At 61.6% G+C, this 20,887-nt stretch carries 23 protein-coding genes; 17 read left to right on the top strand and 6 right to left on the bottom strand.

Going from position 1 to position 20,887, the window contains the following annotated elements:
- Window positions 1-71 precede the first annotated feature (71 nt).
- Window positions 72-320 carry a hypothetical protein gene (locus M2368_RS09635; protein WP_146112217.1) on the bottom strand — a complete coding sequence of 83 codons (249 nt, stop codon included), beginning with the start codon at window positions 318-320 and terminating at the stop codon, window positions 72-74.
- Between the two features lie 167 nt (window positions 321-487).
- On the opposite strand from M2368_RS09635, the gene M2368_RS09630 reads away from it, so the two are divergent.
- Together M2368_RS09630 and M2368_RS09625 are read left to right on the top strand one after the other, a co-directional pair.
- Window positions 488-892: an arsenate-mycothiol transferase ArsC gene (locus tag M2368_RS09630; RefSeq protein ID WP_105656315.1), complete on the top strand. Its 405-nt coding sequence runs from the start codon at window positions 488-490 to the stop codon at window positions 890-892.
- A 14-nt stretch (window positions 893-906) separates the two neighbouring features.
- Entirely contained in the window at window positions 907-2,100 is a 1,194-nt protein-coding gene (locus M2368_RS09625) for an MFS transporter (protein WP_105656316.1), read from the top strand.
- Window positions 2,101-2,174: 74 nt separating this feature from the next.
- Here the strand turns inward: M2368_RS09625 and M2368_RS09620 are convergent, their stop codons facing one another.
- Window positions 2,175-2,657: an Lrp/AsnC family transcriptional regulator gene (locus M2368_RS09620; protein WP_332487556.1), complete on the bottom strand. Its 483-nt coding sequence runs from the start codon at window positions 2,655-2,657 to the stop codon at window positions 2,175-2,177.
- A 227-nt stretch (window positions 2,658-2,884) separates the two neighbouring features.
- Between M2368_RS09620 and M2368_RS09615 the strand changes: the two genes are divergently transcribed.
- Window positions 2,885-3,091, top strand: coding sequence for a helix-turn-helix domain-containing protein (locus M2368_RS09615; protein WP_105656318.1), 207 nt, complete (start codon window positions 2,885-2,887; stop codon window positions 3,089-3,091).
- 47 nt (window positions 3,092-3,138) lie between these two features.
- Here M2368_RS09615 and M2368_RS09610 read toward each other — a convergent pair whose 3' ends face one another.
- On the bottom strand, window positions 3,139-3,930 hold the full coding sequence (locus tag M2368_RS09610; protein ID WP_332487558.1) for a MerR family transcriptional regulator: 792 nt from the start codon (window positions 3,928-3,930) through the stop codon (window positions 3,139-3,141).
- A gap of 504 nt (window positions 3,931-4,434) precedes the next feature.
- Here M2368_RS09610 and M2368_RS09605 point away from each other — a divergent pair.
- The gene (locus tag M2368_RS09605; RefSeq protein ID WP_332487560.1) at window positions 4,435-5,244 is read left to right on the top strand and encodes a hypothetical protein; all 810 of its coding nucleotides are present in this window, start codon (window positions 4,435-4,437) and stop codon (window positions 5,242-5,244) included.
- A 124-nt stretch (window positions 5,245-5,368) separates the two neighbouring features.
- On the opposite strand, the gene M2368_RS09600 is transcribed toward M2368_RS09605, so the two are convergent.
- Window positions 5,369-5,638 (bottom strand): hypothetical protein, encoded by a 270-nt coding sequence (locus M2368_RS09600; RefSeq protein WP_105661964.1) that lies wholly within the window; start codon window positions 5,636-5,638, stop codon window positions 5,369-5,371.
- A gap of 147 nt (window positions 5,639-5,785) precedes the next feature.
- Here M2368_RS09600 and M2368_RS09595 point away from each other — a divergent pair, with 147 nt between their 5' ends.
- The 6 genes from M2368_RS09595 (at window position 5,786) to M2368_RS09570 (ending at window position 12,284) form a co-directional block, all read left to right on the top strand.
- Window positions 5,786-6,439 (top strand): peptidyl-tRNA hydrolase, encoded by a 654-nt coding sequence (locus tag M2368_RS09595; protein WP_105656322.1) that lies wholly within the window; start codon window positions 5,786-5,788, stop codon window positions 6,437-6,439.
- A gap of 145 nt (window positions 6,440-6,584) precedes the next feature.
- Window positions 6,585-8,546, top strand: a complete 1,962-nt coding sequence (locus tag M2368_RS09590; protein WP_105661962.1) for an SH3 domain-containing protein — start codon at window positions 6,585-6,587, stop codon at window positions 8,544-8,546.
- Window positions 8,547-8,624: 78 nt separating this feature from the next.
- Complete coding sequence (hutG, locus tag M2368_RS09585; RefSeq protein WP_332487565.1) at window positions 8,625-9,590, top strand: formimidoylglutamase; 966 nt, start codon at window positions 8,625-8,627, stop codon at window positions 9,588-9,590.
- A 113-nt stretch (window positions 9,591-9,703) separates the two neighbouring features.
- Window positions 9,704-10,660 carry a metal ABC transporter substrate-binding protein gene (locus tag M2368_RS09580; RefSeq protein WP_105656325.1) on the top strand — a complete coding sequence of 319 codons (957 nt, stop codon included), beginning with the start codon at window positions 9,704-9,706 and terminating at the stop codon, window positions 10,658-10,660.
- Complete coding sequence (locus tag M2368_RS09575; RefSeq protein WP_105656326.1) at window positions 10,657-11,412, top strand: metal ABC transporter ATP-binding protein; 756 nt, start codon at window positions 10,657-10,659, stop codon at window positions 11,410-11,412. Before M2368_RS09580 ends, M2368_RS09575 begins: the two co-directional genes overlap by 4 nt.
- The gene (locus tag M2368_RS09570) at window positions 11,409-12,284 is read left to right on the top strand and encodes a metal ABC transporter permease (protein ID WP_105656327.1); all 876 of its coding nucleotides are present in this window, start codon (window positions 11,409-11,411) and stop codon (window positions 12,282-12,284) included. Before M2368_RS09575 ends, M2368_RS09570 begins: the two co-directional genes overlap by 4 nt.
- A gap of 289 nt (window positions 12,285-12,573) precedes the next feature.
- On the opposite strand, the gene M2368_RS09565 is transcribed toward M2368_RS09570, so the two are convergent.
- Both M2368_RS09565 and M2368_RS09560 read right to left on the bottom strand, forming a co-directional pair.
- Complete coding sequence (locus M2368_RS09565) at window positions 12,574-13,446, bottom strand: HNH endonuclease family protein (RefSeq protein ID WP_332487570.1); 873 nt, start codon at window positions 13,444-13,446, stop codon at window positions 12,574-12,576.
- Between the two features lie 291 nt (window positions 13,447-13,737).
- Window positions 13,738-14,415, bottom strand: a complete 678-nt coding sequence (locus M2368_RS09560; protein ID WP_105662148.1) for a metal-dependent transcriptional regulator — start codon at window positions 14,413-14,415, stop codon at window positions 13,738-13,740.
- A 239-nt stretch (window positions 14,416-14,654) separates the two neighbouring features.
- Between M2368_RS09560 and M2368_RS09555 the strand changes: the two genes are divergently transcribed.
- From M2368_RS09555 to M2368_RS09525, 7 genes are all read left to right on the top strand, one after another.
- Window positions 14,655-15,689: a LacI family DNA-binding transcriptional regulator gene (locus tag M2368_RS09555; RefSeq protein ID WP_105656329.1), complete on the top strand. Its 1,035-nt coding sequence runs from the start codon at window positions 14,655-14,657 to the stop codon at window positions 15,687-15,689.
- Window positions 15,690-15,710: 21 nt separating this feature from the next.
- Entirely contained in the window at window positions 15,711-17,225 is a 1,515-nt protein-coding gene (locus M2368_RS09550; protein WP_105661958.1) for a sugar ABC transporter ATP-binding protein, read from the top strand.
- Entirely contained in the window at window positions 17,225-18,193 is a 969-nt protein-coding gene (locus M2368_RS09545; protein WP_105661957.1) for an ABC transporter permease, read from the top strand. The genes M2368_RS09550 and M2368_RS09545 overlap by 1 nt, the downstream gene beginning before the upstream one ends.
- A gap of 49 nt (window positions 18,194-18,242) precedes the next feature.
- Window positions 18,243-19,178, top strand: a complete 936-nt coding sequence (locus M2368_RS09540) for a substrate-binding domain-containing protein (protein WP_105656332.1) — start codon at window positions 18,243-18,245, stop codon at window positions 19,176-19,178.
- 74 nt (window positions 19,179-19,252) lie between these two features.
- Window positions 19,253-20,176 carry a ribokinase gene (locus tag M2368_RS09535; protein ID WP_332487577.1) on the top strand — a complete coding sequence of 308 codons (924 nt, stop codon included), beginning with the start codon at window positions 19,253-19,255 and terminating at the stop codon, window positions 20,174-20,176.
- A gap of 34 nt (window positions 20,177-20,210) precedes the next feature.
- Window positions 20,211-20,594 carry a D-ribose pyranase gene (gene rbsD / locus M2368_RS09530; RefSeq protein ID WP_332487579.1) on the top strand — a complete coding sequence of 128 codons (384 nt, stop codon included), beginning with the start codon at window positions 20,211-20,213 and terminating at the stop codon, window positions 20,592-20,594.
- A gap of 65 nt (window positions 20,595-20,659) precedes the next feature.
- On the top strand, window positions 20,660-20,851 hold the full coding sequence (locus M2368_RS09525; RefSeq protein WP_332487581.1) for a TRADD-N-associated membrane domain-containing protein: 192 nt from the start codon (window positions 20,660-20,662) through the stop codon (window positions 20,849-20,851).
- The last annotated feature ends 36 nt before the right edge of the window (window positions 20,852-20,887 follow it).

The raw sequence follows: 20,887 nt of genomic DNA, 5'->3' as shown, positions 1-20,887 counted from the left end.
AGGACCACTCGCGAACGAATCGCGGGTGGTCCTTCGTGTTCGGTGCCGCCGCCGCAGGAGCTATCTTGCCGCTAATCGGCGGCGTCGGCCCGGGTCATGTGCTTGGCCACGCCGATGGCGGCCAGCACGGCGCCGAAGGGGATGAGCGCGCTCTGGATCAATGAATTAAGGAAAGCCAGCGGCGCGCTGCCCAAAGGGCTGCTTCCAAAACCGGATTCGAAGCTCCACATCGCCAGGACTGGCAAGATGCTGCTGATGAGAACGCCTGCCAACACGATGACGACGCCGGATACAATCATCTTCTTATGTAGAGCAAGCAACGTTTTCTCCTATTGCCTTGGGCTGAGTATTTCCAACCGTAGCCAAATCCGCCACTTTTAGCTATAGCGGGAGTGCTGTTTGCTTTCGCCAAGGGCAGGTCTTTTCCTGCTTCGCAACCTTCTCGTCCAAAGGCCCCTAACCGGCGCGCAAATGGTTCAATAGGTTCATGGCTAACTCGGTACTTTTCATCTGCTCCCGCAATGCAGGCAAATCGCAAATGGCGGCCGCATTGATGGACTACATTTCTGAAGGGAAAGTTACCAGCTACTCGGCTGGAACCAACCCAGGTTCAGGCATCAACCACGAAGCGGTTGAATCGCTCTCGCAGGCCGGCGCGGACATGTCGCAGGGCACGCCCAAGGCCATCGACCCTCGCGTCGTCGAGCAAGTTGACCGCGTGGTAATCCTTGGCTCCGATGCGAATCCGCAATTCGATCCGTCCATCAAGACCGAACGCTGGGTCACCTACGAACCCAGTGAAGACGGCATCACCGGTGCCGAACGAATGAACATGATCCGCGATGAAATTGCTGATCGCGTCCGTGAACTGTTCCACGAGTTGGAGCGGTAGAAATCACTGTTCGCATGACCACCCGAAAGGCAACTCCGTGGTGGCTTCCGGGCGTATGCCTTGTGCTCACTGGTTGGTGTGCCAACCAATACGTATCGCTGATCAATTGGTACCAGCAATTCCGCGAGCTCAGTGAGTTCGAGGCCATGCTGGTCATGGGCAGCTACCTGGCGGGCATGATCCCGGCGTTGGCTTTCGGCGGACCGCTGGCGGACAAGTTCGGGCGCAAGCCATTTTCGCTGCTTGCCCTTGCCTGCTCCATTCTGGGATCCCTCGGGCTCATCTTCGGATCGGTTCACGAGTCCGGTCTCTATGCGGGACGCATCCTGACCGGCTTGGGCATGGGCCTGGCCATGGTTGCCATCACCAGCTGGGTGAAGCTGCTTAGCCCGGGAGCTGCCGGCGCGACTCGTGCCGCGCTGTGCACGTCCTTGGGTTTCGCGCTGGGACCGGTCATTTCAGGGGCAATTGTCGGGACCAGCGGCAGCCCGGAACTGGCATACATCGTCCATGCCGCCGCGGCGCTTTCCTGGTTGCTGTTGATGTTCTTCACCCGAGAAGACCGAGTCACTGACCGGGCAGGGCATCATCTGGAGGCCGACGTGACGACTCCGGCAAACCTCCAGCGGTTCTACCGCATCGTCTTGCCCGCAGCCCCATGGGTCTTTGGCATGGCGGCAACAGGGTTTGCCGTGGTTCCGGCGCTGAGCAACGGCGCCGGTGAATCCAGCCTGTTCTACACCACCTTGGCAGTCGCGGTCACCATGGGCATGGGTACCTTGATCCAGCCATTCGTCAAGAGATTCAATGACTTGGGCAAGATCAAGCTGCTCATGGCTGGACTGGCTACCTCGCTGGCTGCACTGCTCATGATGATCGCAGTGTCGCTGAGCGGCTCAGAATTCTTGGGAATTATCGCATTCGCCATAGCCGGTTCGGCCAATGGCATTTTGCTGGTTGCCGGGCTAAGCCAGGTATTGGATCTTGCCGGCGGCGCCGACGTCGGCAAATTGACCGGCCGGTTCTACATGTGCTGTTTCATCGGGTTCAGCTTCCCGACATTCTTTGCACTGTGGCGCACGGTCGCTCATCCTGCTCTATTCATTGGCCTGCTTGCCGTGCTCTGCCTGCTATCCATGATGCAGGTGTACCGCTCGGCCAAGTATCTGCCCGCTGCCATTCTCGAAGAAGTTCCAAACAGGCCATAATGCCAAACGCCGCTGCCGGCCACCTTGCGGTGCCGGCAACGGCGTTTACGCATTGGACTCCAACATACTGGGAGCTAGTCCTGGCTCAGCTTCTTGAGCAGCTCGGTAGTGCGGAATGGGATGACATCGCGCAGGATCATCGAGGTGGAAGTGCGGGTTATGCCCGGGCAGAGGCGGATCTCTTCACTGACCCGGTACAGGTCATCCGGGTCAGTCGCGGCCACACGAATCAACAGGTCCGTGTCTCCCGCCGGCGCGACGCATTCCAGAATCTCGGGAATCTGGCGCAGTGCGGCGATGGCCTCATTCAAGCTGGCCTGGTTCAATTCAGCGCTAACGAAAGCGCTGACGCCACGGCCCATGGACGCAGGGAGGATTCGCGCGGTGTTCGGGCGCAACGCACCTGAATGGGCCAAGCGTTCCAAACGAGTCTGCACGGTGCCGCGGGCCAGGCCCAGCTGCTGCGCCAGCATCATGATCGGCACACGCGGATCCGCATCGAGTGCCAGAAGGATACGCCGGTCGGTTTCATCGAGCTGATACGTATCCGAATTCATGTGGTGGTCTCCTGAGACAGGTTGTGTTGCGCGTGCATAAGTACCAACCTAGATTTTAGTCAATATGACCAGTGAATCCCAAATGTGTTGCGCGGATTGGCCGATATTATTGCGTGCAAGTCGGCTACTGGGGTCAACAGGGCGAATGCTCGGGCGAAAAGCCATCTTTTATCCACAAAATAACCAGGCTGAGATCAAATGGGCGCTAATCACAGTAACCTGTTGATATGAGGTTTTTGCGGTTGGAAGACGTGGCAGAGGAACTGAATGTGAAGCTGCCCCAGGTCCGCGCTTTGGTGAAAAGCGGCGAGCTGCCGGCCATCCAAATTGGCGGGCGGGGCATGTGGCGCGTGGAACGCGTTGCACTGGAGAACTATATCCAAGAACGCTATGCGCAGGCCCGCGACGATATCGCGAACGAATCCCAGAGCTGAATGCGGTGCCCTTGGCTGTTCCCGAGTCCATAGGGAACAGCCACAGCCTAGTCCAGCTCGATAGCCCGTTCTGCAAAGATCCGCAATGCGTCGCGAACCAGCTCCGCGTATCCGCCGTAGTTCTTTGCAAACCGCGGATCAGCGACATACATCTCGCCGAGATTGCAGATATATGCCTTGTGCTGTGCCGGATCGCCGGAATCCAGCGGGGTGCCCTTGGCGCTCTGGAGCCAGCGCACATGTCGAGCCGCTAATTCCTGGGCTTCGAAGCTGTCCGCTGGGACGGAATTCTTCCCCGCCACGATCCAATCCTGATTGAGCATCTTTACCTCTTCCATGAATGCGTTTTGCTGGTCCCCGGTTTTGGAACGCCACCAGCGATTCGATGCTTCATACGCGTCGGCGCCCCAGCGTTCGGCAACCTCTTGCTTGTACTGCTCGTTGAAGCCGTCAAAGCTCTTTTCCGGTTCCATGTTTCCTCCTGTCGTTAGTGTTGAAATGCTGTGCTCCAAGGCAGCGATCTGCCGGTCCAGCGCCGCACGCTGCCTATGGAGCTGTTCCTTGTGGGTGCTCAGCGCGACCAGTTCATCGCGTTGCTCGTCCAGGATTTCAGCGATGGTCTCCAGCTTGATGCCCAGCTGCTTGAGCAGGAGAATCTGCTGGAGCCGGACCAGCTGCCCGTCGGTGTAGAACCGGTAGCCGTTGGCGGACAGGTAGTCAGGTTTCAGCAAGCCGATCTGGTCGTAGTGCCGCAAGGTACGGCTGCTGATGCCAGCGGATTTTGAGACATGCGCAATCGAGTGGTGAACTGCCGGCTCGTGGCTAGTTGAATCCTTCATGGCTACCACGCTAATGGTTGACGCAACGTCAAGGTCAATAGTCCCAGCCGCATTTCCTGATCAAAAATTTGTGATTCAGATCTCACGACAAAATGGTGAATAATAACGAGATATTCCTTGTCCGATTGATCATATTGACTAGTTGTTAGCACGCCTGTTGCACAGTGTGATCTATGTGTAGTTCACTGTTGGTAGATGAAGTTGAACAGGTTACCGCCGAAATCAACGAGGACCGCCTGATGACGTAAACCATCTGCATTTACGGGATCAAGGAGCCCTGGCCACCCACGCCGAGGCAAGGTAGAAGACATAGTCCAGATGGCTCGCGGGCATTCCAGTTGGGTGGAATGCCCGTGGGCCATCTGGCATTTCTGCCAAAATCACTCACATTCGAATCACAAGCTCCGAGCGAGTTGGAGGAAACGCCTGCCGGCATTCGCGATGCTTCGCTCTGGCTCTGGAACAATGAGCGCGTAGGGACACCGAGGAGTAAGAGTGGGTTCAATGAGGCGCGTCTGGCAAAACTGGTGGATGCAATTGGTCGCCGGATTGCTGATCACTGCGATCGCGGTGTTGCCGTGGTTATGGATCGGTCAGGAAGACCGCTCAATTCTCCCGCATGCCAGCGACGACGCCCAAGGGCTGCTGGTGGTTTTCTCCGTGATCACCCTCTGGGGCTGCTGGTTTGCCCGACGCATTGGATATAGTCGCACCGGCTTTGCCATCGTGACTGCCGTGGGCATGGTCCTGGGACTCTTGGGCCTGGGGTTCCAAGGACTCCAAGCATTCGAACCGGGGCTCTTGGACGGGGAACTCTCCCCAGCTTCGATTCGCCATCTTTGGGTTTTCGGTGGCCTGCTGCTGGTCAGCCAAGCCTGGTATTTCCTGGCCACTAAATTGCGGCTGCCCATAGCGGTGCTCTTCTATGCAACGCTCACTGTAGGCGTGAGCTATTGGCTGCAGATCATCGCATCGCTCGTTGCGGGCGCCCAGTCGTACTACGTTTACCTTTGGTATTCCGGGCCGCTGATCCTCGGCCTCATCTTGGGATTCGTCGGGTTCTCGAGGGTCATGAACCTGCTGATGTGGGTTTTCGCATTGGCTATCCAATGGATGATGCCGGCAGTCGTGGAAAGCGCGGCCAGAGTTATTGGATCGAAGACCACTGGCTGGAAGACCGTCGGCTCCTTCTGGGAACAATTCACCGGAAGTGTCCTGGAAATTCCGTGGCAGACTCCGCTGCTGGTCAGCTTGGCGACGGCCATGCTTACCAGTGTCATCTTGCTGATTGTTCGCAAGGTGCGGCGGCGCTAGGCAAGAGTCCAAGCCGCTAGTTAGCCGGTGCTGGCCAAATATCCGCAACGACGCGAACTGCACCCTGGAAGTTCATTGCTGCCAAGACAGCATCAAAGGCTTGCGGGCCATCCGTAATGGATTTCTAGGACAACGGCACCAGGCGCGCCCAGCTCCTCGTAGTTGGCAAGAGTGCGCGCCGGCAGGATCTCCGCTGGATCGTTGCCCGGAACAGCAGGGTCCACCACGATTTGCCGACAGCCTCATCGAGCAGCACGGTGCCCAGCCCATCGGTACGTACCGTGGGCTCGATGAACTGCACGCCCACTGGCGAAACGGTGGTGTTCGCGGAGGTGATTGGAATCAGCTTGCTGGTCAGCTTGCCGTTCCCCGAAGCACCAGTGCTCGGGCCCATAGGCCAGCAGTAAGCCAAGCATTGGAACATGGCGCAATGCCGCGCTGTGCACGCGGTGGAAGCCGGGGAGCAATCGGCTTCGCCAGTCGGGGCACTGCTAGTCCGCTCCGAGTATTTCAGGGCCACCACTCGCCATAGAATAAGACTATGACTGAACTGCGCGATCGCGACCCCGGGGAACTGGTCCAGCCCATCATCCTGCGAATCGACAAGGAGGATCCGTCGAGCGAGGACGAGGGCCTGTCAGCGGTGGCACGAGCAGCCGTGATTGCCTATCTGCAAGATCCGCAGAACCCGGATTGGCAGCAGTGGGCTTCACAGGCCTACGCCAAATCGGTACGCCGGGCTAATCCCAAGATGTTCGCCAAGGTGCTGGAGATGTTCCCTGAGCAAATGGTCAGTGAAGTGGGCAAGGCCCGAGCCGTTGGCTTGCCTCCATTGCCGGCCGCTGACTTGCCGAAGCTGATTGCCAAGTTGCAGGTCTCCGGCACGCAGCTTCCAAAAGCGGAGGAAGTCCTGGATGCGCAGATCAGCATCGTACTGAACAAATCCTTGGACATGTCCACAGGCAAGGCCGCGGCGCAGGCAGCACACGCGCTGTTCGCCTGGCTGACAGAATCCCCAGCGGAAGAGGTCGAAGCGTGGCTCCACGCCCATGCTCCGGTGGGCATCAAGCACCTGCCGCGCAGGGAATTCGACCGCTTGTCGCGGCAGGCCGCTGGACCTGTCATCCAGGATGCCGGGCGAACTGAAATCGAACCCGGATCCGTCACCGCTTTCGTCATTTCCGAGGCACGCTAGAACCTTAGAATCCAAGCGCGGTGAAACCGCCATACCTGTGTCATGATTTCCTTGGCGGTAACAGCAATTGTCACCACAGCGGATCGCTGTGCACTTCCGTGGGCCGCAGGAAACGGCAATATGCCCTTGCTCGAAAGCACTGACATTGAAATTCTCTAAACGTGTACTGGGCCTGCTGCTGGTCCTGATGCTGTCCTTCGGGACCGCAGCTGGCGCCAGCGCCTCAACGCAGGCTCCAGCCGGCCTGGCGCAACTCGCTGCCGCTCCTCCGGCAATTGCCAAGCAGACCACCACCAACCTGAATTTGCGCAAGTCGCCATCGGCCCGATCCGCGTCGCTGCTAGTCATTCCCAAAGGTGCCAAGCTCCTCGCGTCCAAGGGTTCATCGGGCTGGGTGCAAGCGAGCTACATGAAGAAGACCGGCTGGGTCTCGGCCAAGTACCTGGCAACGCCGAAAGCGCTGGCGCCGGCAAAGCCCAAGACCTCAGCCGTGCGCTATCTGATTTCCTTCCAGCCGGTGCGCAAGAAGGCATCGGCGGCATCCGCGGCCTTGACCGGGGCCATGCGCAAAGCCGAGGTCCAGCGCCTGGGCGCAACCGGTTCCTGGAGCCGGATCAGAATCGGCAAGATCACCGGTTTCGTGCCCACCAGCCAGCTGTCTACCGCAATGCCCGCGCCGGTGTACCGGTATGCGAAAACCGCGCAAGTGCTGCGCAAGTCCGCCTCTGCCAAAGCGGCACGCGTTGCGGGTGTTCCAGCTGGAGCCAAAGTCGAGTGGCTGCGCACGTCAGGCTCGTGGACCTATGCCATTTCTGCCGGAAAACGCGGCTGGCTGCCGGCCAAGCAGCTGTCGTCGCAACCGGCAGCAACCCGGAAAACGATCGGGAACCGTTGGCTGATCAGCAGCAGCGTCCTGCGCCAGTCCAATCGCAGCTCATCTCCATCCCTTGGAAGCCTTGCGCCGGGTGAAAAAGTCGGCTTGTACGCAACCCGAGGTTCCTGGTCCCAGATCAAGTCCCAGCGCGGCACCGGCTGGGTGCCTAGCACTAGCCTGTCCAGCACCGCCTACAAGCCCGCCAACCCATCGGCTCGCTGGATCCTGGCTAATACCGCCCTGCGCGTCGGCGCTTCGGGCTCTGCCAAGTCCCTGGGGACCGTGCCAGCGGGGTCCAAGCTCACCCTGCACGGCACGTCGAATGGCTGGGCGCGAGTGAAGACTTCCAAGACGATGGGATGGGTTCCATCAAGCGTACTGGTGGCCAAGGCCTACACGCCGCTGAAGCAGGCCAAGCGCTGGACGACGGCTAATGTGCACCTGCGCTCCGGGTACTCCACCGGCCATAAATCACTGGCGGTCATCTCCAAGGGCCAGCAGGTCAGCGTCCTGGGAACGGCCAATGGCTGGACGCGAGTTGCCTCAACGCAGGGCACCGGATGGATCAGCAATGGCTATCTTGCTACTAGCAAACCGCAGGCGCCGCGACCGGCACCGGCACCGAAAGCCGAATACCGCTGGACCACAACCAACGTGAACCTCCGCGCCGGCGCGGGAATCAGCCACCAGAGCAAAGCCGTGCTGCCAGCGGGGCAGAAAGTCGCCTACCTGCGCAGCGATTCCGGATGGGCGCAAGTCGCCGCTCCCCAGGCCACCGGCTGGGTCAAGGAAAACTACCTTTCCAAAAATGAGCCGGGAACGTTGCAACCCGATGCGCAGCGCGTCATCGCTGCGTTGCAGGGGAAGACCGGCGATACTATCAGCGCCATTCATACCATTCGAAGCGGCTCTGCCGGGCACAGCTCCGGGAAGGCCGTGGACCTGATGATTCGCGACTACAAGAACAGGCAGCGGGTTGCCCAGGGCAAGAAGCTGGCCCAGTTCCTGCTGGATAACCGCAGTCAGCTGGGTATCTATTACCTGATCTGGCAAGACCGGATTTGGCTTCCCACGACAGGCTGGACGCCGTATTCCGGATCAGGAAAGTACGGAAACCAGTTCACCGGCAATTGGAATGACACCACGATGCATATGGATCACATCCATGTGGAGGTCTACGGCAACTCGGCCACGGGAGGTCCGCTGGACTACGGGGCGCTGCGAACCCGCTAATCTGCTGCTGTCTGGTGTTTCAGACGAAGATGCGCAGGGGGCATAGCGTACTCGCGGTGTCTCTGGTCAGCTGGAACCATGGAGAATTTTAAGCCGGAATTGGCTGTTGACCGGGCAGCGGCTACGTGGAGCGGGCGCAATGACGGTGCCGGCGAGCAGCACCTGAGATGGCATCAGCAAATCAACCGCAAGGCTGACGACCAGTCCAGCGGGCGGGGACCGGCAGCGCTGCTCGGTTTCGCTTCGGATGCCGGCGTGCTGCGCAACGAGGGCCGGGCCGGGGCGGCGCAAGGACCACAGGCGCTGCGTGCCGCCCTGGGTTCCCTTGCTATCCACGAGCCACGGCTCCTGATTGATGCTGGTGATGTCGCAGTATCTGGCGATGAGCTTGAATCAGGGCAGGAGCGGCTGGCGCAGTCGGTGAGCGCTTTGCTCGGAGGAGGGATGCTTCCAGTCGTGCTCGGCGGCGGCCATGAAACGGCTTACGGTTCGTTCAACGGCCTTTTCCGGCATTGCAGCCAAGAGCCTGGAACTCGGCTGGGCATCTTGAATCTGGATGCGCATTTCGATCTGCGCAGTGCTCCGCGGCGGAGCAGCGGCACTCCTTTCCTGGATATTGCCAAGGACCTGCAGGCGGCGGGACAAGATTTCAACTATGCCGTGGTGGGCATCAGCAAACCGAACAATACCCGGGTCCTCTTCGAGCAGGCCCGCGCCCTGGAAGTGCGCTACCTGCTTGACGAGCAGTGCACTGCCGGGCAGCTGCCTTCCGTCCTGGCCTTCATTGCCGACTTCATGGAGAGCGTAGACAAGCTGTACCTGACCATTGACCTGGATGTGCTTCCTGCCTCGGTCGCCCCCGGGGTTAGCGCCCCTGCCGGATTCGGGGTGCCGCTGGAAGTAATCCACGGGGTCTGCGCGATGCTGGCGCGCAGTGACAAGCTGGCGCTGGTCGATGTTGTCGAATTGAATCCATCATTGGATATTGACGGAAGAACGGCCCGCACCGCAGCCAGGCTGGTTAATACCCTGCTGGGGGTCTGATGCAGTAGGGCGCACCGAAATCTGCCGACGCGAACTTGCAATGTTCGACCCCTCAAACATTATGATTGAGGGGGACGAACTAATCGTCATGGCGAGATTTGGAATGGTGTGCAATGGTGCGAACCCTCAAGCCCCGATCACGTGCGGGGCAACGCGCAGGCTGGCTGGCTGCTGGCTTGGCATGCCTGTTCGCGCTCGCTGGATGCGGCGGTAGCCAAAGTGCCGTGCCCGCCGACAGCCAAGACCACCGGCCGGTGGTGCTGACAACCTTCACGGTCCTGCAGGACATCGCCCAGAATGTCGCAGGCGATCACCTGCGCGTTGAATCAATTACCCGTCTTGGTGCGGAGATCCACGGTTACGAACCTACCCCTGATGATCTGCGCCGGGCATCGCATGCGGACCTGATTCTCGATAACGGGCTGAACCTCGAAGCCTGGTTCCAGCAATTCGTCGAAGGCAATGACGCTCCGCATGCCACCGTCAGCCAAGGGATCAAGGCCATCGATATCGTCCAGGAAGAAGGTGCGGGAAAGCCCAATCCGCATGCGTGGATGAGCCCATTGAACGTGAAAATCTACGTGGACCGCATGGCAGATGCATTTACCGAACTGGACCCGGCCAATGCGCGCGACTACCGGGACAACGCCAAGGCCTACCAAGCCGAACTGCAAAAGGTCCACGACGAGCTCGAAGCGGCACTGGCAGAAATCCCCGAACGCCAGCGGGTACTGGTGACCTGCGAAGGGGCCTTCAGCTATCTGGCCCGGGATACCGCCATGGCCGAAAAGTATCTCTGGGCCGTCAACGCGGAATCGCAGGCTACGCCGCGCAAGGTCGCCGCGGCGATTGACTTTGTCAGGGAAAACGATGTTCCTGCGGTCTTCTGCGAATCCACGGTCTCCGATGCGGCCATGCAACGAGTCGTCGAATCCACCGATGCCTCCTATGGCGGAACGCTCTATGTGGACTCGCTATCCGAGCCTGGTGGTCCAGTACCCAGCTACCTGGACCTGATCTCGCATGACACCAGAACCATCGCCCGTGCCTTGAAAGGCGGAACACCATGAACGCGAAGCCCAGCGATGCCCTCGCAATTGATGTGTCGGCCGCGACCGTCCACTACGGCCCCGTGCTGGCCCTGGACCATGCCTCCTTGCAGTTGGGCCGCGGTCGGGTCTGCGGCCTGGTCGGGATGAACGGCTCGGGCAAATCCACGCTGTTCAAAACCATCATGGGGCAGATCAAGCCCGACACCGGCAGCGTGCGCATCAACGGCACCGACCCGCTGCAAGCTCGGAAAAGCGGGCAGCTTGCCTACGTGCCGCAAAGCGAAGCCGTGGATTGGAACTTCCCGATCTCGGTGCGTGAAGTGGTGATGACCGGGCGCTACGGGCAAATGGGATGGACCAGGAGAGCCAGGAAGAGGGACCACGCCGCCGTGGATGAAGCCCTCGAACGGGTGGAGCTGGCCAGTTTTGCCAACCGGCAAATCGGCCAGCTCTCCGGAGGCCAGAAAAAGCGTGCCTTCGTCGCCCGATGCATTGCCCAGGGCGCCAATATCATGCTGCTCGATGAGCCTTTCGCAGGCGTGGATAAACGCAGCGAAGCAACGATCACCAAGCTGTTGCGCGAAGTTGCTGATGAAGGCGGCAGCGTGCTGATTTCCACCCACGACCTGCACGCGCTTCCGGAACTTGCCGATGAAGCGGTGCTCCTGATGCGCAAGGTGCTGATGCATGGCCATCCGGATCTCGTGCTGCAGGCAGAAAACCTGGCCCTGGCCTTCGGGCTGGATCCCATGAAGCGAGGCGGGGAATGAACCTCATTGAATTGCTAGCTGAGCCGCTGGGCTACACCTTCATGGTGCGCGCCCTGCTGGTTACGATCATCGCCGCCGTACTGTGCGCGGTCCTGTCCTGCTGGCTGGTCCTCATTGGCTGGTCGCTGATGGGCGATGCAGTCTCGCATGCGGTCTTGCCCGGAGTCGTGCTGGCCTACATCGTGGGTGCTCCCTTTGCCCTGGGTGCCCTGGTCTTCGGATTCCTCGCGGTGGCCCTGATCGGGGGAGTCCGCGACACCACCAAGCTCAAGGAAGATGCTGCCATTGGCATCGTCTTCACCACGCTCTTCTCCATCGGGCTGGTGCTGGTCTCGGTCACGCCGAGCCATGTGGATCTAAACCACATCATCTTCGGCAATTTGCTGGGCGTCTCGGCCAATGACCTGTGGCAGGTCCTGGTGCTTGGCGCGATCACCTTCGCCATCCTGATTCTCAAGCGCAAGGACTTCACCCTCTATGCCTTTGACCAAACGCACGCACATGCCTTGGGGATGAGCCCGCGGATCATCGGTGCGGTGCTCCTGGGGCTATTGGCCATGACCTCTGTTGTGGCTTTGCAGGCGGTGGGCGTCATCCTGGTAGTTGCCATGCTGATCATCCCCGGCGCCACGGCCTACCTGTTGACCGATCGATTCGGGAAGATGCTTCTGATCGCACCGATCCTCGCAGCCTGTGCAGGAATCCTGGGGGTCTACATGAGCTATTACCTCGATGCATCAACCGGCGGAATGGTGGTTCTGGCCCAGGCGGCGATTTTTGGAATTGCCTATCTGTTCAGTCCGAAGCAAGGACTCATTGCCACCCGGCTGGCCAGCAAGGGGCGGCGCAAGGCGCTTGCGGCGAACGCGTAGAAGGCGGTGGCAAGTTTCCCGCAGCTGAAAGGAAAATGGCGTGTGAGACGTGCGTTCGCCGGCGACAGCTGATGGGCAATGGATGCACGCATCAGCGAATCAGCGTACTTCCCATGGCCGGCAACGCTGCGGCAGGTCCTCTCGATTCATGGCTGGATCCGGATCCGGGCGATCCGGCGCATGGCTTGAACCTCCACCCGACCACCCTGCTAACTGGAAGGGCGCTGCCCTGCGCTGCGCCCGGATGGGCAGCTGAACCAGTTGGCTCGATCGGGACCTGCAAGCGGCATTAGGCGCGCCAGCGCAGTTTGCCCTTGGCGTCGGTCTTGCAGGTGTAGAGTTTGCCGGCCTTGGACTTGCCGCGCTTTCCCTTGTCTGCCTGCTTGCAGTAAGCGCCCGGATGCACGGTGCCCTTGACCGCGGAAGGAGCCTTGTGCACGTCCTTCTTCGGGGATGCCTTGGGCTTGGAACCGGCAGGCTTGATCGTGGTGACTTTCGCGGCCTTCTGGTTGCGGCAGCTCTTGAGCACTTTGGCCATCGCCTGCTTTTCGGCTTTGGTGACCGACAGCGCGTACTTCTTCTTGACGCTGATCTGGGTGGCTACGTACTGGCATCGGAAGGACTTGTTCTTGGGGAGCCATTCAGCTGTGTTCTTATCGCCCTTTTGGCGATTGGCAGAGGCATCAGCGGCCATCAAATTCAGCGGGTCGTTAGCCAGAGCCTGGCGCTGGGCCTGGGAAAGCTTCTGGCCGCCGGAGATCCACGCGTTCTTCAGGGAAACCACGTGGTCAATGTCGACGCTGCCTGACTTGACCTTCCAGTTGATCCTCTTGCCGGTGTAGCTGTCATGCAACGTGCCCGAAGCTAGGGTGCACTTCTTGCGGTCCTTGAACTTCACCTTGGACATGTCCCGGGACAAGGTGTCCTGGCGTTCATCGCATTTGTCCTTGTCGAAGTCCTTCCACCCATTGCCGAACTTCTTGTTCCGGTTGTACCCAGTGGCGGCCGCCTTGCCCTTTACCGGCAGGGTCTTGAGCATTGCGGTGGCCTTGGGGCCCTTGAGCTTCGCCCCGGGAAGGACCTTCTTGCTGCTGGTGGCAGCCCGTTCAACCAGCAATGGTCGATCTGTTGCCAGCAGGTCTTCAACCGGTGCGGGATCCATCCCGGTAAGTGCCGAAGGTTCTGCCGGTGCGCTGCATCCAGCGAGCACCAAAACTGCAGCGCAGAGCGCAGCAATGAGTTTTCTTGGCAAGGTGATGTCTTTCAAGAGAGTGTGAGCGCAGGAGTTCGCCAAGAATGCTGCAATGTACCCCCATGTAAAACTTGTACATTGCAGTATCCCTGGTTGATCATCACTTTAGACTATTGGCCGGACAATCAGCACCCTGGGTGCAGGGACGCGTCGATGCCACGGGCCTTCCGCTTGCCGTTGACCAGGACCTGGAAAGGCTATTCAGGGGAGAAGGGAGACCCATGCGGCCGCGGCTGCACGCGAACCCAAGCGCAGGGTTTCGCCAGTTGAGCAGACCTGGACATTCACTGTCTCGGAGAATTGCTCGCCAGCGGTAATGCGCAGTTGCGCGCCGACAACGATCCGATGATCGGAGAAATACTGCAGCAGCTGCGAATCGTCATCGGCGATGCGTTCGACAACCACCTGGGCGTCATCGCTGGCTTCGCTCAGGTTGAACGCCTGCGGGATGGAAATGCGGCCTTCGGCCGTCGGGATGGGGTCGCCATGCGGGTCGCGGGTGGGGTGCTCCAGCAAGCTGTCGATGCGCTCGATCATGAAATCGGATACCGCATGCTCCAGGCTCTCGGCCTCGTCATGCACTTGGTCCCAGCGGTAGCCCAGCATCTGCACCAGGAAAGTTTCGATCAGGCGATGGCGGCGCACCATGGTCACCGCATACTCGCGTCCCAGTTCGGTCAGCGTTACGGCGCCATAGGGCGCATGGTCGAGCAGGCCCTGCTGGCGCAATTTGCCCAGGGCGCCGGAAACCGTGGAGAGCTTCATGCCTGATTTGCTGGCGATGATGCTGGCGGTTACCGGATCGCTCGACCACTCGTTGAGACCGAAGATGATCTTGAGATAGTTCTGGGCGCTATCTGAAAGCTGGTTGACCGACACAAGCACCATCTTAGCGACCATCGGGCCAGCTGGCCGCGAGGTGACTTTGATTATTGGGCAATTCGGGCTGGAGACCGCTGACAACTGAAAGCGGCTAGTCACGAGCCTAAAAATTCTGCTCCATGGATAAGGATTATCCGAGGCCCAGGGGCAGCGTATTGACTTAAATTTCTTTGTGCGGAAAACTGTGTAATCGATTCCATGGAATCGATTACACGTAAGCAAAGGGGCTTATCGACATGAACGCTGTCACCATCAAGGATGTGGCACTTGCAGCCGGAGTATCTTCCGCGACTGCCTCGCGCGTTCTATCCGGCCACCCCGCCACTTCGGCCGCTTCCCGCGAAAAAGTGGAAGCTGTCGCCAAGGATTTGGGTTTCGTGCCCAATGCCCAGGCCCGCTCCCTGCGCTCCACCAAAACCGACACCATCGCGCTGCTGATATCCGATGTGCGCAACCCCTACTTCTCCGATCTCGCGCATGCCGTCGAGCAGCAGGCCCACGCCGCGGGAATGATGACCTTCATTGGCAATGCCAACGAGGACACCGAACAGCAGGACCAGTTCCTCGCCGCGATGCTTTCGCGTCGCGTTGACGGATTGATTCTCGTTCCCCAGGGCCTTGATGAAGACGCCGACCGGCCAAGCCAGATGATGCAGCGCATCATTGCCTCGGGCACTCCGCTGGTTTTCGTCGACCGCACCCTGCCCGAGCTTCGCATCCCATCCATCACCGCCTCCAGCACCGGCGCCCTGGAAGAAGCCATCGCGCGGCTGAAAGCCCTGGGCCACGCCAAAATCGCTTTCTTGGGCGGCCCGGACCACGCATCCACCGCCCGCGAACGCCACAGTGCCTTCGACTCGGCGATGGCCGCCAACGGCCTGGATACCGATCCTGCCCTGCACTTTGCCGGCGACTTCCGCGCTGCCTCGGGTGCCGAAGGCGCCCGCTGGCTGCTGGGCCATGAACTGCAGCCGACCGCGGTGGTCATCGCCGATGCGCCGATGGCCATCGGCGCACTGACCGTGTGGCGCGAAGCCGGCATCCGGATCGGGAAGCAGCTCTCGGTGATCACCTTCGACGAGGTGGATGCAATGCTCATGCACGATCCGCCGATCGCCACGATCAGCCACGACCTGACCAGCATGGGCCGCGCCGCGGTCACCGCGCTCCAGGACGTCATGGCGGGCAAGAGCCCCGAGCCCCAAGAATTCATCAGCCGATTCACCGCGCGTGAGTCGCTGGCCCCAACGCAACCCGCCACCGGCGCATAGGCGAGGATGGAAGGAACGAAAATGAGTAATGACGCTCTGCTGGTCCTGGACAAGGTCTGCAAGTCCTTCGGCCCGGTACAGGTGATCGACGAGGTCACCGTCGAGGTGCATGCCGGCAAGGTCTCGGTGCTGCTCGGCGAGAACGGCGCAGGCAAGTCGACGCTGATCAAGATGATCGCCGGCGTGCACGAGCCGGACGCCGGCCGGATCCTGGTGGACGGCAAGGCCGTGAAGATTCCCAACACCAAGGCCTCCGAGGCATTGGGCATCGCCACCATCCACCAGGAACTGAACCTGGTCCCGTCGATGACCATCGCCGAGAACATCACCCTGGGCCGCGTGCCGCGCAAATTCGGCATCATCAACCGCCGCGCCATGCGCCAGATCGCCCGCGAAGCGATGGACAAGCTCGGGCTGGCGCTGGATGTCGATACGCCGGTGGGCCAGCTGGGCCTGGCCCAGCAGCAACTCGTGGAGATCGCCAAGGCGCTGAGTCTGGACGCCCGCGTGCTGATCCTCGATGAGCCCACCGCGGCATTGACCAAGGCCGAAATCGCGCACCTGTTCTCGGTGGTCGCCACCTTGAAGCAACAAGGGGTGGGCATGGTGTTCATCAGCCACCACCTCGATGAGATTGCCGAAATCGGCGACTTCGTGAACGTGCTGCGCGATGGCAAATTCATTGCCACCGTGCCGGCGGACACCGAGGAGAACGAGCTGGTCCGGCTCATGGTCGGCCGCGACATCGACGCCCAGTTCCCGCGCGTAGCCACCGAGCCAGGCCAGAAGCCGCTGCTGAGCGTGCAGAACCTGTGCGAGGGCATGCTCAAGGACATCTCGCTGGAAGTCCGCCCCGGCGAAGTGGTTGCCCTGGCCGGCCTGATGGGTGCCGGGCGCACCGAGCTGATCCGCGCCATCGCCGGAGCCGACAAGTACGCCAGCGGCGTCGTGGCGGTCAACGGCAAGAAGCTGGCCAGCTTCGACGTCGCTGCAGCTACCCGCGCTGGGATCGGGCACGTTCCCGAGGACCGCAAGACCCAGGGCCTGGTGCTGGATGCCTCGGTGGCCGAGAACATCGGCTACGCCACCATGGCCGCCACCGCCAAGAACGGACTGGTGGACCGCAAGGGCCAGAAGGCCCGCGCGCAGCAGGTCGCCGAACGCCTGCGCATCCGCATGGGCAGCATCGATGCGCCCATCCGCTCGCTCTCGGGCGGAAACCAGCAGAAGGCCGTGTTCGGCCGCTGGTTCACCGCCGGGGCCAAGGTGCTGCTGCTCGACGAGCCGACCCGCGGCGTGGACGTGGGAGCGAAGGTCGAAATCTACGAACTGATCAATGAGATCACCGCCTCCGGAGGCTGCGTGTTGATGGCCTCCAGCGAACTGCCCGAAGTGCTGGGCATGTCCGACCGCGTCCTGGTCATGAGCCAGGGACGCATCGCCGGGGAACTGGCCACCGAAGAAGCCACCCAGGACGCCATCATGTCCCTGGCCGTCAGCAATGTGCACCGCGAAGAAGAAATGGGAACCAAGTAATGAGCAGCGTAGCTACTGCCCCGAAGAAGGGCTTTGATTTCAAGGCATTCCTTGCCAACAACGGAGCCCTGGTTGGCCTGGTCATTCTTTGCCTGGCCCTGTTCATCGCCACCCCGCGCTTCCTGACCGGACCGAACCTGATGAACATCGGCATCCAGGTCTCCACCATCGCGGTGATGGCCTTCGGCATGACCTTCGTGATCGTCGCCGCCGGCATCGACCTCTCGGTCGGCTCGGTCGCGGCGCTCTCGGCCATGGGCTCCTCCTATGCCATCACCACCGCCGGCCTGCCCGATGGCCTGTCCATCCCGATCGGCCTGGCCGTCGGTGCACTGTGCGGCTGGGTGACTGGTGCGATGAGCGCCTACGGCAAGCTGCCCACCTTCATCGCCTCGCTGGCGATGCTCACCGTGGTGCGCGGGCTGACCCTGGTGATCTCCGATGGCCGGCCGATCTCCACCAGCTCCTCGGTGTCCTGGCTGGGCGATGACCTGGGCCCGATCCCGGTGCCGATTCTGATCCTGGTCGTCTCCGGCCTGCTTGCCGCCTTCGTGCTCAACCGCACCGTCATCGGCAAGAACGCCTTCGCCGTGGGCGGCAACACCGAAGCCGCGCGCCTGTCGGGCATCCCGGTCAAGCGCGTGCTGGTCACCGTCTTCGTCATCTCCGGCGTCTTCGCGGCCTTGTCCGGCATGATCCTGGCCGGGCGCCTGGATTCTGCCCAGCCGACCCTGGCTTCGGGCTACGAGCTGGATGCCATCGCGGCCGTGGTCATCGGCGGCGCATCGCTCTCCGGCGGCGTGGGACGCATCTCCGGCACCCTGATCGGCGCCCTGGTGCTGGCCGTGATCCGCAACGGGCTGAACCTGCTTTCGGTTTCCGCCTTCTGGCAGCAGGTAGTCATCGGCGCCGTGATTGCGATCGCCGTGGGCTTCGACGTGCTGCGCCGCAAGAACGTCAAGCACTAGATTTTCCCTCCGTACCCAGCAATTCAAGAAAAGTTCAAAGGAGAACCCCATGAAGAACATCATCCGCAAGACCGCAGCCGTCAGCGTCGGACTGGCCCTGGTGGCCGGCCTGGCCGCCTGCAACCGCGGCACCGAAGCAGAGGCCGGCTCGGCCACCTTGGCAGTGTCCACCCTGAACAACCCGTTCTTCGTCGACCTGCGTGACGGCGCCCAGGCCGAGGCCGAAGCGCAGGGCATCGACCTGTCCGTCGTCGACGCGCAGAACGACTCCGCAACCCAGGCCAACCAGCTGGCAACCGCGGCAACCAACGGCTCGGCCGGCCTGATCATCAACGCCGTGGATACCGAAACCGCTGAAGCCGGCCTGAACCCGGTGGCCGAGGCCGGCCTGCCGATCGTTGCGGTTGACCGCGCGGTGGGCGAGACCAAGATCGCTTCCTTCGTGGCTTCGGATAACGTTGCCGGCGGCGAGCAGGCTGCCAAGGCGCTGGGCGAGGCGCTGGGCGGCAAGGGCAAGATCATCGTGCTGGAAGGTGTTCCAGGCGCCTCGGCAACCAACGAGCGCGGCGAAGGCTTCGACAAGGGCCTGGCCGAGTTCAAGGACATCGAGGTCGTCTCCTCGCAGACCGCCAACTTCGACCGAGCCGAAGCACTGGACGTGGTCACCAACCTGATGCAGGCCAACCCGGATGCCGCTGGCGTGCTGGCGATGAACGACGAAATGGCCCTGGGCGCCATCCAGGCGCTGGGCGACAAGGCCGGCAAGGACGTGTTGGTAGTCGGCTTCGACGGCACCGACGACGGCTTCAAGGCAGTCCAGGATGGCACCCTGGTTGCCACCATCGCCCAGAACCCGGCCGAGCTGGGCAAGCAGTCGGTGCAGATCCTGGCCAAGGCCATCAAGGGCGAAGAAGTCGAAGCCAACGTGCAGGTCGCCGTTGACACGGTAGACGAGAAGAACGTCGCCGACTACGCAGGCGAGTAATCTGCCCTTAGCGGCAATCAAGCAGTGCACCGGCGCCCATCGGCCGCCGGGTGGAGAGAACCAGAGGAAATAGCATGCAGCAGGACATCCAGGTCACCATTGTGGGCTCTAGCAACGTGGACATCACCGCGCTGATGGCCCGCCTTCCCGGCCCGGGCGAAACCGTGCTGGCAGATTCCTACCAGCTCTCGCCCGGCGGCAAGGGCGCCAACCAGGCGCTGGCCGCCGCGCTGGCCGGTGCCGCCACGGAATTCATCGGCGCCGTCGGCAACGACTCGCACGCCGAAATCGCGCTGGGCCAGCTCGAGGAAGCCGGCGTGAAACTCGATCGCGTGGCCCGCGCCAGCGAGCCGACCGGCGTAGCCATCATCCAGGTGGACCGTGGCGCGGAGAACTCCATTGCCGTGGTCTCCGGGGCCAACTCGACCGTCTCCGGCGAGGCTGTGCAGGCCGCCGGGGGCATCGAGGGCATCCTGGTGCTGCAGGGCGAGATTCCTGCCTCGGGCATCAAGGCCGCCATGGATGCTGCCACACAGCGCATCGTGCTCAACCTGGCGCCGGTGATCGAACTGGACCGCGAGTACCTGCTCAAGGCCAACCCGCTGGTGGTCAACGAGCATGAGGCCGAAGCCGTGCTCCAGCAGCTGAACCCGCACCCGGCTCGCCAGTTCGACGGCAAGTACGAGCGCCTGGCCGGGATGCTGGCCGACCAGGGCATCGCCAGCGTGGTCATCACCCTCGGCGCCAATGGCTGCCTGGTTGCCGACCGTTTCCCAGGGGAGAACGGCGGGGTCCAGGTTCGCGCGCTGCCCGCCGTGAAGGTCAAGGCCGTGGACACCACCGGTGCCGGCGACGCATTCACCGGTGCGGTGGCTGCCCGCCTGGCCAAGGGCGATGACCTGGCGCAGGCCGCAGAATTCGCCGGCAAGTTCGCCGCGCTGACGGTGCAGGCGCACGGCGCCCAGGCTTCCTACCCGCGTTCCCTGCAGAACCTCTGAGACCCCTTTTCGAGCAAGACCTGAGGAAGCCGCTGTGCTGAAATCCGAAATTCTCAACGCCCCGCTGCTGGCCGCCCTGGCCAAGTGCGGGCATACCGACACCGTGGTGATAGCGGACTGCGGCCTGCCGCTGCCCGAAGGCCCACTGGTCATCGATCTGGCCTTGGTGCAGGGGCTGCCCAGCTTCGATCAGGTGCTCGAGGTCCTGGCCCGGAACCTGGTGATCGAGAACAGCACCCTGGCGGCCGAAGCCGAGAACGGCCCGGTCCAGGAACTGTGCCTGGCCAAGGGCCTGGACCCGGACTTCATCTCCCACGAAGAGCTGAAAGCCCAACTGCCCCAGGCCAAGGTCATCGTGCGCACGGGGGAAGCTACCCCCTACGCCAACGCGATCCTGCACTGCGGGGTAGCATTCTAGGGAACGGATGCCGCAGCTGTTTCGCGGCAGCGCGCTACCCGAGGAGAGACGCAAGGAGACCGGCAATGAAGAAGATGTTCTATGCAGCTTTTGCCCTCATGGTGCTGGGGGCGGCCGTCCTGATTCTCACCGTGCCGGCGTTGTCCAGCGACCCGGGCCAAGCGCCCCAGAGCATTGCGGTGATCGCGGGAACCGTGTTCATGGCCGCAGCTTCCGTCGTTGTCCTGCTGAAGAAGGCTGCGACGCAAGAATCCTGAGAAACTTCCTGCAGCCATCGGCGCCAATGACCTTGG

The organism is Arthrobacter sp. JUb119, from assembly GCF_024807995.1.
Classification (GTDB): Bacteria; Actinomycetota; Actinomycetes; order Actinomycetales; family Micrococcaceae; genus Glutamicibacter.
This window is presented reverse-complemented; position numbering and strand designations above follow the sequence as displayed.

Excerpts from the sequence above, each read along its gene's own strand:
- M2368_RS09630 (WP_105656315.1), top strand. The coding sequence starts at position 488 with ATGGCTAACTCGGTACTTTTCATCTGCTCCCGCAATGCAGGCAAATCG.
- M2368_RS09625 (WP_105656316.1), top strand. The coding sequence starts at position 907 with ATGACCACCCGAAAGGCAACTCCGTGGTGGCTTCCGGGCGTATGCCTT.
- M2368_RS09620 (WP_332487556.1), bottom strand. The coding sequence starts at position 2,657 with ATGAATTCGGATACGTATCAGCTCGATGAAACCGACCGGCGTATCCTT.
- M2368_RS09615 (WP_105656318.1), top strand. The coding sequence starts at position 2,885 with ATGAGGTTTTTGCGGTTGGAAGACGTGGCAGAGGAACTGAATGTGAAG.
- M2368_RS09610 (WP_332487558.1), bottom strand. The coding sequence starts at position 3,930 with ATGAAGGATTCAACTAGCCACGAGCCGGCAGTTCACCACTCGATTGCG.
- M2368_RS09605 (WP_332487560.1), top strand. The coding sequence starts at position 4,435 with ATGAGGCGCGTCTGGCAAAACTGGTGGATGCAATTGGTCGCCGGATTG.
- M2368_RS09600 (WP_105661964.1), bottom strand. The coding sequence starts at position 5,638 with ATGGGCCCGAGCACTGGTGCTTCGGGGAACGGCAAGCTGACCAGCAAG.
- M2368_RS09595 (WP_105656322.1), top strand. The coding sequence starts at position 5,786 with ATGACTGAACTGCGCGATCGCGACCCCGGGGAACTGGTCCAGCCCATC.
- hutG (WP_332487565.1), top strand. The coding sequence starts at position 8,625 with ATGGAGAATTTTAAGCCGGAATTGGCTGTTGACCGGGCAGCGGCTACG.
- M2368_RS09580 (WP_105656325.1), top strand. The coding sequence starts at position 9,704 with ATGGTGCGAACCCTCAAGCCCCGATCACGTGCGGGGCAACGCGCAGGC.
- M2368_RS09575 (WP_105656326.1), top strand. The coding sequence starts at position 10,657 with ATGAACGCGAAGCCCAGCGATGCCCTCGCAATTGATGTGTCGGCCGCG.
- M2368_RS09570 (WP_105656327.1), top strand. The coding sequence starts at position 11,409 with ATGAACCTCATTGAATTGCTAGCTGAGCCGCTGGGCTACACCTTCATG.
- M2368_RS09565 (WP_332487570.1), bottom strand. The coding sequence starts at position 13,446 with ATGGATCCCGCACCGGTTGAAGACCTGCTGGCAACAGATCGACCATTG.
- M2368_RS09555 (WP_105656329.1), top strand. The coding sequence starts at position 14,655 with ATGAACGCTGTCACCATCAAGGATGTGGCACTTGCAGCCGGAGTATCT.
- M2368_RS09550 (WP_105661958.1), top strand. The coding sequence starts at position 15,711 with ATGAGTAATGACGCTCTGCTGGTCCTGGACAAGGTCTGCAAGTCCTTC.
- M2368_RS09545 (WP_105661957.1), top strand. The coding sequence starts at position 17,225 with ATGAGCAGCGTAGCTACTGCCCCGAAGAAGGGCTTTGATTTCAAGGCA.
- M2368_RS09540 (WP_105656332.1), top strand. The coding sequence starts at position 18,243 with ATGAAGAACATCATCCGCAAGACCGCAGCCGTCAGCGTCGGACTGGCC.
- M2368_RS09535 (WP_332487577.1), top strand. The coding sequence starts at position 19,253 with ATGCAGCAGGACATCCAGGTCACCATTGTGGGCTCTAGCAACGTGGAC.
- M2368_RS09525 (WP_332487581.1), top strand. The coding sequence starts at position 20,660 with ATGAAGAAGATGTTCTATGCAGCTTTTGCCCTCATGGTGCTGGGGGCG.